Below are 13,586 nucleotides of genomic sequence, written 5' to 3'. Positions count from 1 at the left end.
TAGTCCTTTTTCGTTTAAAATATAAAGTGAAAGAAGGTTAGATTGATGATAGTAAGTTTCAAATGAAAATAATTATTGACTGTGAAAAATTTATCATTTATAATTTAATCATAAATTAATTATGAAAGAGAGGCGACGCATTAATGTTTAGGGAATGGGAAGGCTTTAAAGAAGGAAATTGGCAAAAAGAAATTGATGTCAGAAACTTTATTCAAAATAATTATACTCCATATGAAGGAGATGATTCTTTCTTAAAGGGAGCAACTGAAAATACAACTAAGTTATGGGATGAAGTAAGTGAGCTATTTAAGAAGGAAAGAGAAAATGGTGGAGTTTTAGATGTTGATACTAAAACAGTATCAGGAATAAATGAATATGCGCCTGGTTATATAGACCAAGCAATAGAAAAGATAGTGGGTGTACAAACTGACGCTCCACTTAAGAGAGCTGTTATGCCACAAGGTGGTATAAGAATGGCAGAAAATGCAGCTAAAGCTTATGGATATGAAGTTGATGGTAGAATATCAGAAATATTCACTAAGTACAGAAAGACTCATAACCAAGGTGTATTTGATGCATATACTGATGAAATGAAGTTAGCTAGAAAATATGGTATAGTAACAGGACTTCCAGATGCTTATGGTAGAGGAAGAATTATAGGTGACTATAGAAGAGTTGCTTTATATGGTGTAGATAGATTAATAGAAGATAAGATGGCTCAAAAGAAGAGCTTAGAAGTTAACACTATTGATGCAGATGTAATTCAATTAAGAGAAGAAATTAGCGATCAAATAGTAGCTTTAAAAGAACTTAAAGCAATGGGATCAAGCTATGGCTTTGATTTATCAAAGCCTGCAATGAATGCTAAAGAAGCTGTTCAATGGGTTTACTTTGCATACTTAGCTGCAATTAAGCAACAAAATGGTGCGGCTATGTCATTAGGTAGAACTTCTACTTTCTTAGACATATATATTCAAAGAGATTTAGATGCAGGAGTAATAACTGAAGAAGAAGCTCAAGAAATAATGGACCATTTCGTAATGAAACTTAGATTAGTTAAGTTCTTAAGAACACCAGAGTACAATGATTTATTCTCAGGAGATCCAACTTGGGTAACTGAATCAATTGGTGGCATGGGATTAAATGGAAAGAGTTTAGTTACTAAGAATTCATTCAGAGTACTTAATACACTTTATACATTAGGACCATCACCTGAACCAAATTTAACAGTATTATGGTCAACTAGATTACCTCAAAACTTTAAAGATTTTTGTTCAAAGGTATCTATTGATACAAGTTCAGTTCAATATGAAAATGATGATTTAATGACAGAATACTGGGGAGATGACTACGCTATTGCTTGTTGTGTATCTGCAATGAGAATAGGTAAGCAAATGCAATTCTTCGGTGCAAGAGTTAACTTAGCTAAGACTTTACTTTACACTATAAATGGTGGTATAGATGAAAAGTCAGGAGTACAAGTAGCACCTAAGATGGCACCTATAACAAGTGATTATTTAGATTACAATGAAGTTATGGAAAAATTTGATGTAATGACAGATTGGTTAGCAAACCTTTATGTTAATACTTTAAACTGTATCCACTACATGCATGACAAGTATTCATATGAATCACTTCAAATGGCATTACATGATAGAGATGTATTTAGAACAATGGCTTGTGGTATAGCTGGTTTATCAGTTTGTGCTGACTCTTTATCAGCTATTAAGTATGCTAAGGTTAAACCAATAAGAAACGAAGAAGGAATTGCTGTTGATTTCGAAGTTGAAGGAGATTTCCCTAAATACGGAAATGATGATGATAGAGTAGATGAAATAGCTGTATTCTTAGTTAAGAATATGATGGAGAAGATCAGAAAGAATAAGACTTACAGAAATTCATACCATACTCAATCTGTATTAACTATAACTTCAAACGTAGTATACGGTAAGAAGACAGGAACAACTCCTTGTGGAAGAAAAGCTGGAGAACCATTTGCACCAGGAGCTAATCCAATGCATGGTAGAGATTCAAGTGGATCACTTGCATCATTAAATTCAGTTGCTAAGCTTCCATATGAGCATTCACAAGATGGTATATCAAATACTTTCTCAATAGTTCCAGATGCTTTAGGAAAGTCAAAGGAAGATAGAATATCTAATTTAAGCAATATGTTAGATGGATACTTTGGTCAAAAAGCGCATCACTTAAATGTTAATGTGTTTAATAGAGAGACATTATTAGATGCAATGGAAAGACCAGAGGAATATCCACAATTAACTATCAGAGTTTCAGGATATGCTGTAAACTTCATCAAGTTAACTAGAGAGCAACAACTTGATGTTATAAACAGAACATTCCACTCAAGAATGTAATATTTATACTATTAAAACTTAGTATCAATTAAATTATCCTCTGCTAGGGTTATGCTTAGCAGGGGATATGTATTATAATTTTAAATAAGTAATTGATGATTTAAAATTTATAAATAGAAGGTATATTTATAAACTTTAAATCATCAATTGTTCAAGGAGGAAGTTAATGACTATGAATATAGGAAAAATTCATTCAATAGAAACTATGGGACTTGTAGATGGGCCTGGTATAAGAGTTGTTGTGTTTTTGCAAGGGTGTTCTTTAAGGTGTAAGTATTGCCATAATCCTGATACATGGGAATATGGCTGTGGTGAAGAATATACTCCATCTGAATTGGTAAATAAGATAAAAAGATATAAGGCGTATTTTAATACTTCAAATGGTGGCGTTACATTTTCAGGTGGCGAACCTTTAAGACAACCAGAGTTTTTAATTGAAGCATTGAAGCTATGTAAAAAAGAAGGTATACATACATGTATAGATACTTCAGGATTTGGAGTTGGAATGTATGATGAAATATTAAAATATACAGATTTAGTCCTTTTTGATATAAAAGATCTAACAAGAGAAGGATATAAAAATGTAACTTTAATGAATATTGATGAGTCCCTAAAGTTTCTTGGCGCAGTGCAAAATGCTGGAACAAAAATGTGGATAAGACATGTTGTTGTGCCTGGATTAACTGATGGGGAAGAACATATAAGAAAGTTAAAGGAATTTATAAAAACTTTAGATAATGTAGAGAAAGTAGAGCTTCTTCCATACCATTTACTTGGAGTAAATAAATACGAAAATATGGGACTTAATTATCCATTAGAAGGTGTTGAAGCTATGGATAAAGAGAAAATTAAAGAGTACCAAAAAATATTAAATGAAGAATAAAGAGTTAGATTTTAAACTAACTCTTTTTTATTTAAGTCTATTTAGTTTTCTTCTTCTTTTTATTTGAATTTATACTAGTTGATCTAGTAGAGACATCCTTATTTTTACCTTCTTCTTCTTTTTTAGCAATAAGCCTATCAGGTGAATAAAAGAAAGTAACAGATATTAAAAATGCAACACCTGAAGATAAAATTACATTACGTAACATTATATCTAATATGAATGCTATTAAAATTATAGAAGCAACGAATTTTAAAAAAGTTTTTGATTGAGAACTCATAATAAAATCTCCCCCCACCATTATGATATATTAAAAATTATACAGTATGATAAAAAGAGTTACAATATTTTCATATTGTAACCCTTCTAACCTAATATAGATTAATTTTTAGATATATTTGAGAAGTATCCATGAGGTATTATCTTTCTTTTTAGACCTTCTATTACTGTTAAATAAGTGGCAGCTGTATCAAATCTAGCATCATGATAGTTTCCACTTCCGCCAAATAACTCTTTTGCCTTACTTTCAATTTGTTCTTTTGTAATATTTAGATATGATATAACCTCTTCAAGTTTTGGATTTTTAAAAGTGCCATTAGGTTTTAGCATTTTACATATATCCTTATAGTATGACATAGTACAGAATGTTCTCTTTGGTTCATAATTTGCTCCAAGGAATAATAATTCACTATGCATAAATTTAACATCAAAATTTACATTATGACCTATTACAAAGTCTGCTTCCATAAAATCATCTATAAATTCACCAACGGAATCTTCAAAATACATTCCTTCTGAAAGCTCGTATAATTTTTCAAGAGAAAAACCATGTACTGCTTCAGCATTTGGATCCATCTCATCAACTGCAAAAAAGAAGTTTTTACCTGTAGTAGTTTGAGGCTTTGTTGATGTATCCACCACTATGTAGCTTAGTTGACATATGTGTCCAGGGCGTATGCTTGTTGTTTCTGTATCGAAAAAAAGTAATTTCATTGAATATCCTCCTAGTGTACAAATATAATTATAATTATATACCATATCTGTTCATAATAAAATAACAAAAAATCAGATGAAAACAGTAAGAATTAATTGAAATTAATTATCGCTGATAGTATAATTAAATTATAATAAAAAATAGCAAATTGGTTAAACTAATGGAATCATGGAAACCGGAGGGAAAGTTATGTTAGTTGAAAGAAAAAGAAAAGTATCAATAATTGGAGCAGGTTTTGTAGGAGCAACTACAGCTTATGCATTAATGAATAGTGGAATAGCAACAGAAATTTGCATATATGATATAAATATGGATAAAGCAATGGGAGAGGTAATGGATTTAGTTCATGGAACATCTTTTGTAAAGCCAGTTAATATATATGCAGGATCACTAGAGGAGACTGCAGATTCTGATATAGTAATAATAACAGCAGGTATTGGACAAAAAGAAGGAGAAACTAGATTGGATATGATTGGAAAGAACTTTGAAGTTTTCAAAGGGTTTGTTCCTGAAATCGCAAGATTAAGTCCAGAATCAATTTTATTAGTTGTATCTAATCCAGTAGATGTATTAACTTATATAACTTATAAGTTATCAGGATTCCCAAAAGAAAGAGTTATAGGATCAGGTACTGTGCTAGATACTTCTAGATTAAAGTATGTACTTGGTAAATACTTTAGTGTAAATAATAATAATATACATTCATATGTTATTGGAGAGCATGGTGACAGTGAATTAGTTACTTGGAGCAATGGTAGAATAGGTGGAGAAGATTTTGATATATATGCAAAACAAAAATCACTTAACTGGGATGAAGAAATTAAAAAAGTAATAGAAGAAGATGTTAAAAATGCTGCTTATGAAATAATAAACAGAAAAAAAGCAACATATTTTGCAGTAGCACTTGCTGTCAATAGAATTGTTGAGGCTATATTTAGAGATGAAAATAGTATATTAACTATTGATTCTTTATTTGAAGGGCAATATGGAATTAAAGATATGTATTTAGCAATTCCAACTATAGTTAATAGAGAAGGAGCTAAAGAGATAATAGAGATACCATTATCAAATAGTGAAGAAAGTAGACTTAAAGAGTCAGCAAAAATATTAAAATCACATTTAGACCAGTGTCATATTTAGAAATTAACAAAAAGTATTCTTTATATTTAAAGAATACTTTATTTTTTTTATTTTTTTGTATATAATAATATTTAAAATTAAAGGAGGGCTATTTATGAAACAAGAAGGTATTATTATACCAGAAGGATATAAAAGTAAAACAACACTAATTGAAACAGAAGTTCATATTAAATCTATAAAGGATTATTTTGAAAAGAATTTAGCAGAGAGATTAGACTTAATCAGAGTATCAGCTCCTCTTTTTGTTGATTCTAAATCAGGATTAAATGATAACCTAAATGGAGTTGAAAGACCAGTAAAATTTGATGTTTTGGCATCAAAGGAAGATGTAGAAATTGTACATTCCCTTGCAAAGTGGAAGAGAATGAGTTTACATAGATACAATTTCCCAGTTGGTAAAGGTCTGTATGCTGATATGAATGCTATAAGAAGAGATGAGGATCTTGATAATCTACATTCTATATATGTTGATCAATGGGATTGGGAGCGTATCATAAATAAAGAGGATAGAAATTTAGAAACTTTAAAAGATACTGTAAGAAGAATATATAGTGTATTTAAGGATACAGAAAAGTTTGTAAAAGATAACCTTATAGATATAAAAGAAGAACTTCCAGAGGAAATATTCTTTATTACATCTCAAGAACTTGAGGACATGTATAAAGATTTAACATCTAAGGAAAGAGAAGCTGCAATATGTAAAGATAAAGGGGCAGTCTTTATAATGCAGATAGGACATGAATTAGCTTCAGGTGAAAAGCATGATGGTAGAGCACCAGATTATGATGACTGGAACTTAAATGGAGATATTTTATTCTGGAATCCAGTTTTAGACGATGCTATGGAATTATCATCAATGGGTATAAGAGTAGATGAAAAATCTTTAGAAATTCAGCTAGAGAAAGCTGACTGCTTAGAAAGAAAGAACTTAGAATTTCATAAAGCATTATTAGAAGGAAAGCTTCCTTATACTATTGGAGGAGGAATTGGACAATCAAGAATATGTATGTATTTCTTAAGAAAAGCACATGTTGGAGAAGTTCAAGCATCTGTTTGGGATGAAAAAAATAATAGAATATGTAAAGAAAATGGAATAGAATTATTATAAAAAATACTTGATATAAAAAAATACTCAACGGCTAAACTTAGCTATTGAGTATTTTCATTTTTAAATGTTATTTCTCCACTGATTACTTTTCTTATATTTCCAAGTTCATCCTTAATTATAAGTTCTCCATCATCATCTATTCCAAGACAAGTTACTAACTCCTCACTTCTAGGAGTAACTAGTCTAGCAGTCATATCAATAAGAAGTGAATTGTTTCTACAAATATGTATAACTTCTGATAAATCATTTTTATCTACAAAATCATCATAAAAAACTTCAAAATTATTTAAAAAATCTGCAAGTATTTTTGAACGATTAAATTCAATATTTTTTTCTATTAATAGAGAAGTTGCAGTATTTAAATCAGAAGTAAACTCCTCTTTAGTAATATTTATATTCATACCAACTCCTACTATAATATGGTTTATTGTATCCATATCACAATTCATAAGAGTAAGTATTCCACAGCATTTTTTATTATTAATATATATGTCGTTTGGCCATTTAATTTTGCAAGGTATATCAAGTTCATGTAAAACTTTAAATACTGAAGCTGCTGCGATTAGTGTTATTTTGTTTGCTTGATTTGGACTTATATTAGGTTTTAAGATTAAAGAGGTCCATATACCTCCCTTAGGTGACTGCCAAACACGATTAAATCTACCTGTACCTTTAGTTTGAATTTCAGATGTTATAACAGAATAATCACTATTATTATTTTGAGCGATCTCTTTAGCTTTTATATTTGTAGAGTCAATTTCTTTATAATAAAAGTAATTTCTTCCTAAAATTTTAGTTTTTAAGAATTCACTTACTGAATTGAAATCTATATTATCAGGAGTTTTAATAATTTTATATCCTTTATTTCGAATTGCATCAATAACATACCCATCTTTTTTTAGGCTATTAATATGTTTCCAAACAGAGTTTCTAGATACTCCTAGTACTTCGCTAATATACTCTCCAGAAATATATCCATTATTATTTCTAAGTAGATTTAGAACTTTATTTTTCATATTTTTCCTCCAAAGGTACTCTGAATCTTTTTTATTATTATATCATAGCCTAAAAATTTAAAAAATATAATAAATAAATACAAAATTTGAATAATATTAATAAATTTTAGTCTAATTGTAAGGAAAATACGTATAAAAGTACTGGTTTTAAGATAAAAAGTCGATTATAATAGTATTATTAGACTGAAAAATCACAGATTAAGTTATTTTGAAAATTGTAATTAAGATTTAAGATCTTGATTCATTAGGGAGGGAAGACATGCAAGATAAGGGAGATAAGAAGAAGAATACAAAAATCATAAAGAAAAAGATGTCTAAAAAGAAAAAGATTTTGATTTCAATAGGGATATTATTCCTTCTTATTATATTAGGAGCTGGAGGAGCTTACATGTATATTAGAGGACAAATATATCAAGGAAGTCCTCAAGCAGAAACTGTAGATTATAAAGAACAACCAGGAATTACAAACATATTATTAATAGGAACAGATGCGCGTAAAGTAGATGAGGCTGCAAGAGCTGATTCTATAATTATCGCTACAATAGATAATAATCATAAAAAACTTAAATTAACTTCAATCATGAGAGATACATTAGTTAAAATACCAGGTCATGGAGAGCAAAAAATAAATGCAGCCTTAGCATATGGAGGGCCAGAGTTACTAATGCAAACTATAAAGGATAACTTTGATTTATCATTAAATAAATATGTAATGGTTAACTTTAGTGGATTCCAATCAATTGTAGATCAAGTTGGAGGTATTGATGTTGATATAAAAGATTATGAGATACCAGAACTTAATAAGTTTATTGGAGAGTATGAAGAGGTTAAATCACCGAAAATAGAAAAAACTGGAATGCAACATTTAGATGGTCAACAAGCTTTAGCTTATGCAAGAATTAGAAAAGTTGGAGATGGAGACTATGAAAGAACTGAAAGACAAAGAAGAGTTATTGATTTAGTTACACAAAAGTTTAAAGATTTAAGTGTACTTAAATACCCTTCTGTAATGTCAGAGTTATTACCATATGTTAAGACAAATATAGAACCAGTTATGATTCTTAACTATGCTTATACTGTTTCAAGGTTCCCAAGCTTACAATTTGAACAATTAAGAGTTCCAGTAAGTGAAGATATTTCATGGGGTGGACTTTACAAGGAGAAAGGTTGGGTTCTTATCGTAGATAAAGAACAAAATGCAAAGATGATGCATGACTTTATATTTAATGATGTAAAGCCAACAGACAAGAGCTATAGTGTTGCAGCATGGAAAGATAAACTTGCTGAGTATATGGGTGAAAATGAACAACATATCAAAGATAATGGACCATTACCAGAAGATAAAGAAAATGAAGGTTATGTAGCACCTACTAAGAAGCCTTCAACTAATACAACTAATAACAGTAGTTCAAAACCAGCTAAACAACCGGCTAAGCAACCAACTAAACAACCGGTTAAAGAACCAGTTAAAGAGCCGGTTAAAGAACCAGATAAGCAACCAGATAAGCAACCAGATAAGCAACCGGATAAAGATTCGGATAAAAATCCAGCTAATCCACCATCATCAGGAGGAGATGATAATCAACAACCATCTCCTGATAAAACGGATCAAACACAAAATAAATAATTTAAATAATAAAACACAGCTCATTTTTTAAAGCTGTGTTTTATGTTATAATACTTTAAAATGAGAGAAGGAGAATTTATAGATGAGCTTTTTGCAAAATATTATATTTATGATACCTGCTATATTAATTGGATTTACATTCCATGAATATGCTCATGCTAAAATGGCAGACAGATTAGGTGATAAAACACCAAGGTTTCAAGGGAGATTAAATTTAAATCCCATTAATCATTTAGATCCATTAGGAACTATATTAATCTTATTTTGCGGTATAGGATGGGCAAAACCAGTACAAGCTAATCCATCAGCTTTTAAAAATTATTATAAAGATGACCTAAAGGTAAGTATTGCAGGACCAATTGCTAATTTAATTGTTGCATTCTTTGGTACTGTATTGTACTTTATTTTAATTCTTGTTAATAGAGAGTTTATTTTAGGTGGATCGTTACTTTCAGTACTTATAATAATAACAAAATATATAATACAGATTAATATAACTTTATTTGTATTTAATTTATTGCCACTACCAGGACTTGATGGATTTAGTATTCTTAGAGACTTAAGTCCAAAACATTTTTATAAAATATCAGATAGTCTTTATAGATATCAATTTTTAATATTTATAGCTATAATTTTTATTGGAGGTCCGATAATTAGAATACCGTCAGAGTTAATATTAAAATTATTATCAAATATAGTAGGTTCAATATTTGGTATAATATTCTAATGATAAATAAGCAGTTAGTCTTAAATGGCTAACTGCTTTAATTATTATATATTAATTTTTTAATTTACTTTTTCTATTACTAGATCTCTATTGTATATTTCTTTAAATGAGCGAGCACTTCTCATAGCTTGACGAATTTCAAGTTCTAAATCTAATTGAGATTTAACTTCTAATTTAACTGTTTCATTATCAATGGTTGCATGTATATCAGAAACGGTACCCTCTAAACTTCTATCAAGTCCTTCAGCTATTTTAAGTATAGAACCAATATACTCTATAGCCTTAATATCTATTCTATTAATTATAGAAGTATATTGAGGGAATGGAATATGATATTGATTGTTTCTATGACAAGCAGCAATGGCAGCGCTCATTAATAATTCTTTTTGTGATAAGCCATTTATAGATGAGTTTAATATTACATAAAAACTGTGTTTATGATGATTATAATAGTCAATGCTTATACCACAATCATGCAATAATGCAGAGGTTATAAGTATTCTTCTATAAGAATCATCTAATCTATGTATTGGCTTTAAATCTTCAAAAATATTTTGTGATATTTCATAAACATGTTTTGCATGATTTTTATTAATATTAAGTTTATTCATGATTCCTTTAATACTAAATACTAGCATATTTTTTTCATAATCATAATTATCTTGAAGGTACTCATAGATAATACCATCTCTTAAACCTCTAGCTGAGGTTATTACATTACTTGTTGATGTATATGAAAGTATATTATGGAATATACAAAGTCCAGCAACAATTATATCTGCACGTTCAAAAGGTAGACCAGGAACTTGTTTACGTTGCTTAAGACTCTTACACTTTAATAAATTATATATTTCATGAACATCAATATCTGTTAGGGTATAGTTATGCTCAATATCAAAAGGATAGCGCTTTCTGATTCTATCCATCCTTCCAAGAGCTTTAATAGTACCACCAACGGCTATGATTGAATCAAAACTAGAATTTTTAAGCCATGTACATTCATGAATTAAATCATTAATTGTACTTTTAGCAGCTTCTAGGTCTTCTCTTAATATTCTATCTTTAAGATTATATTCAGAAGTAAGGTTTAATGTACCTGCTGGGATTGAATAATGTTTTTCTATTTCTCCATCTTTAACCCAAGCTAAATGGGTAGCGGTACCCTCTATATCAACTATTAGAGAATTTTTAAAATATATAGTATTTACTACTCCTAGAAAATTATAATATATTTCTTTATCTACATCTAAGATAGTAATATCAATATCAAGTTCATTTTTTATTAGATTTAATAATTCATCGCTATTTGATGCAGTTCTAAATGTTTCTGTAGCAACTGCAATAATTTTTTTAGCTCCTGATACCTGACACATTGATTTAAATGCTCTTAAATTTGATAGGGTAATATTAAGTTTTTCACTTGATAATTCAGTACCATCTATTAAATCTTGACAAAGTCTTATAGATGTAGTTAATTCATCAATTTGCCTAAAATAACCATCTTCTTCTACTTCATTTAAAGTCAGCGTAACTGAGTTAGCACCTATTTCAATAACACCAATTCTTTTCATAACAAACTCCTTAAACAATAGTTAATTTTAAATATGTATTACTATTATACAACATTTTAAACTGTTGTGTTAAAAATAAGAATATTTAACTATTTGTTGACATTATGTAAGTACTCTATGTATAATATATGAAAGAAAGTAAAATATAAATTCAATGAAGAGGAGAGTAGAGTAATCGATTCTTTTTAGCGAGTAAGGAGTTTTGGTGGAAGCCTTACAGATAGATTATTTGAAGAGAACCTTGGAGAAGCACCTGAAATGAGTAGGGATCGCCGCAAATTTTAATCATTTGCGTTATCAAAAAAGAGTGGCATTTCTTTATGCAAGTAGAGTGGTACCGCGGAAAAAATGATATTATTCCGTCTCTTATTTTATAAATAAGAGACGGTTTTTTATATTTTACGGAAAGAATACGAGGAGGAATAGAAAATGGATTATAAACAAATTATTGCAGAATTAATAAAACAATATGTTGATTTAGATGTAGAAGATATTAAAAAACTTATAGAAATACCACCAAAATCAGAGATGGGAGATTATGCTTTTCCTTGCTTCCAATTAGCAAAAGTTATGAGAAAAGCTCCAAATATGATATCTGAAGAGCTAGCTTCAAAGATAAATAAAGAAGGGTTTGAAAAAATAACAAACTTAGGACCATATGTAAACTTCTTTGTTGATAAGGCAGCATTTTCAAAAGCAACTATAGAGGAAGTTATTAAAGAAGGAGATAAATATGGTTCATCAAATATTGGTGAAGGAAAGACAGTATGTGTTGAATATTCATCACCAAATATAGCTAAGCCTTTCCATGTTGGTCATCTTTGTACAACAGCTATAGGGAATTCTCTTTATAAGCTATTTAAAGAAGAAGGATATGATGTAGTTGGAATAAATCACTTAGGAGACTGGGGAACTCAATTTGGTAAGCTTATATCAGCTTATAAAAGATGGGTTGATGAAGAAGCTTTAGAAAAAGATCCAATAGCAGAGCTTTTAAGAATATATGTTAAGTTCCATGATGAGGCAGAAAAAGATCCATCATTAGTTGATGAAGGAAGATTACACTTCAAGAGACTAGAAGATGGAGAGCCAGAAGAAACAGCTCTATGGAAGAGATTTAGAGAGCTTAGCTTAAAAGAATTTAATAGAGTATATGATTTATTAGGAATTAAATTTGATTCATTAGCAGGAGAAGCATTCTATAATGACAAGATGCAAGTTGTAATTGATGAATTAAAAGAAAAGAACTTACTTACAGAAAGTAATGGAGCACAAGTTGTTATGCTTGATGAATACAACATGCCCCCTTGTATAGTTCTTAAAGGCGATGGAGCAACTATATACGCGACAAGAGATTTAGCTGCTGCAAATTACAGAAAGAATACTTATGATTTTGATAAGTGTATCTATGTTGTAGGAACACCTCAAGCATTACATTTCAAGCAAGTATTTAAGACATTAGAACTTGCAGGAAAAGATTGGGCTAAAGATTGTGTCCATGTAGGCTTTGGATTAGTTAAGTTCCCGGATGGCGGAATGTCAACAAGAAAAGGTAAAGTAATACTTTTAGATGATTTATTAAATGAAGCTATAGCTAAAACTTTAGAAATCATAAATGAAAAGAACCCAGAACTTGAAAATAAAGAAGAAGTTGCTAAAAAGATAGGTATAGGTGCAGTTGTATTTACTTATCTTAAGAATTCAAGAGAAAAAGATATAATCTTTGATTGGAAAGAAATACTTTCATTTGAAGGAGAAACAGGTCCATATGTTCAATACTCATATGCAAGAGGTAACAGCATATTAGAAAGAGCTGGAGAAGTTGATTTAACAAATGTAGATTATAGTAAGTTAGATTCAAAAGAAGAGTTTGAATTAATAAAAGCTTTAGAAAGCTTTAAGAAAAATATACATTTAGCAATTGAAAAGCTTGAGCCATCAGTTGTAACTAGATATGTAGTTGATGTAGCAAAATCATTTAATAAATTCTATAATGCTCATTCAGTATTAAATTTAGAAGATGAAGAACTTAAAAAAGCAAGACTTGCATTAGTAAAGGCAAGTTTACAAGTAATCAAGAATGGGTTAGGATTAATTGGAATAGAAGTTGTAGAAAAGATGTAATATTTTAAAAGTGCTAGAGAG

Annotated in this window: 11 protein-coding genes and 1 other annotated feature; of the genes, 7 read left to right on the top strand and 4 right to left on the bottom strand. The window is 29.5% G+C overall.

Translation table 11 applies throughout. The features are described 5' to 3' along the window. Positions 1 to 143: 143 nt before the first annotated feature. Together pflB and pflA are read left to right on the top strand one after the other, a co-directional pair. A complete protein-coding gene (pflB, locus tag K5V21_RS13585) occupies positions 144 to 2,375 on the top strand; it encodes a formate C-acetyltransferase (protein ID WP_221861727.1) in 2,232 nt (743 codons plus the stop codon). A 172-nt stretch (positions 2,376 to 2,547) separates the two neighbouring features. Next, positions 2,548 to 3,258 carry a pyruvate formate-lyase-activating protein gene (gene pflA / locus K5V21_RS13580; protein WP_221861826.1) on the top strand — a complete coding sequence of 237 codons (711 nt, stop codon included), beginning with the start codon at positions 2,548 to 2,550 and terminating at the stop codon, positions 3,256 to 3,258. 37 nt (positions 3,259 to 3,295) lie between these two features. Here pflA and K5V21_RS13575 read toward each other — a convergent pair whose 3' ends face one another. Together K5V21_RS13575 and K5V21_RS13570 are read right to left on the bottom strand one after the other, a co-directional pair. Further along, on the bottom strand, positions 3,296 to 3,538 hold the full coding sequence (locus K5V21_RS13575) for a hypothetical protein (RefSeq protein WP_221861726.1): 243 nt from the start codon (positions 3,536 to 3,538) through the stop codon (positions 3,296 to 3,298). Between the two features lie 101 nt (positions 3,539 to 3,639). Then, positions 3,640 to 4,251 carry a 3'-5' exonuclease gene (locus K5V21_RS13570; RefSeq protein ID WP_204595190.1) on the bottom strand — a complete coding sequence of 204 codons (612 nt, stop codon included), beginning with the start codon at positions 4,249 to 4,251 and terminating at the stop codon, positions 3,640 to 3,642. 190 nt (positions 4,252 to 4,441) lie between these two features. Between K5V21_RS13570 and K5V21_RS13565 the strand changes: the two genes are divergently transcribed. Both K5V21_RS13565 and asnA read left to right on the top strand, forming a co-directional pair. Next, entirely contained in the window at positions 4,442 to 5,392 is a 951-nt protein-coding gene (locus tag K5V21_RS13565; RefSeq protein ID WP_204595191.1) for an L-lactate dehydrogenase, read from the top strand. Between the two features lie 94 nt (positions 5,393 to 5,486). Continuing rightward, positions 5,487 to 6,500: an aspartate--ammonia ligase gene (gene asnA / locus K5V21_RS13560; protein ID WP_221861725.1), complete on the top strand. Its 1,014-nt coding sequence runs from the start codon at positions 5,487 to 5,489 to the stop codon at positions 6,498 to 6,500. 41 nt (positions 6,501 to 6,541) lie between these two features. On the opposite strand, the gene K5V21_RS13555 is transcribed toward asnA, so the two are convergent. Continuing rightward, positions 6,542 to 7,516, bottom strand: coding sequence for a biotin--[acetyl-CoA-carboxylase] ligase (locus K5V21_RS13555; RefSeq protein ID WP_221861724.1), 975 nt, complete (start codon positions 7,514 to 7,516; stop codon positions 6,542 to 6,544). Between the two features lie 259 nt (positions 7,517 to 7,775). Here K5V21_RS13555 and K5V21_RS13550 point away from each other — a divergent pair, with 259 nt between their 5' ends. After that, positions 7,776 to 9,143 (top strand): LCP family glycopolymer transferase, encoded by a 1,368-nt coding sequence (locus K5V21_RS13550; RefSeq protein WP_221861723.1) that lies wholly within the window; start codon positions 7,776 to 7,778, stop codon positions 9,141 to 9,143. 82 nt (positions 9,144 to 9,225) lie between these two features. After that, positions 9,226 to 9,870: a site-2 protease family protein gene (locus K5V21_RS13545; RefSeq protein WP_221861722.1), complete on the top strand. Its 645-nt coding sequence runs from the start codon at positions 9,226 to 9,228 to the stop codon at positions 9,868 to 9,870. 59 nt (positions 9,871 to 9,929) lie between these two features. On the opposite strand, the gene K5V21_RS13540 is transcribed toward K5V21_RS13545, so the two are convergent. Then, positions 9,930 to 11,441 carry a Ppx/GppA phosphatase family protein gene (locus tag K5V21_RS13540; RefSeq protein WP_221861721.1) on the bottom strand — a complete coding sequence of 504 codons (1,512 nt, stop codon included), beginning with the start codon at positions 11,439 to 11,441 and terminating at the stop codon, positions 9,930 to 9,932. A gap of 145 nt (positions 11,442 to 11,586) precedes the next feature. Beyond that, positions 11,587 to 11,811 (top strand) — a binding site (T-box leader). A gap of 59 nt (positions 11,812 to 11,870) precedes the next feature. Here K5V21_RS13540 and argS point away from each other — a divergent pair. Next, the gene (argS, locus tag K5V21_RS13535; RefSeq protein WP_221861720.1) at positions 11,871 to 13,565 is read left to right on the top strand and encodes an arginine--tRNA ligase; all 1,695 of its coding nucleotides are present in this window, start codon (positions 11,871 to 11,873) and stop codon (positions 13,563 to 13,565) included. Positions 13,566 to 13,586 lie beyond the last annotated feature (21 nt).

Source organism: Clostridium sardiniense (assembly GCF_019753795.1).
GTDB lineage: Bacteria > Bacillota > Clostridia > Clostridiales > Clostridiaceae > Clostridium > Clostridium sardiniense.
The sequence above is the reverse complement of the archived record's forward strand: the minus strand, read 5'-3'. Positions and strand labels throughout refer to the sequence as shown.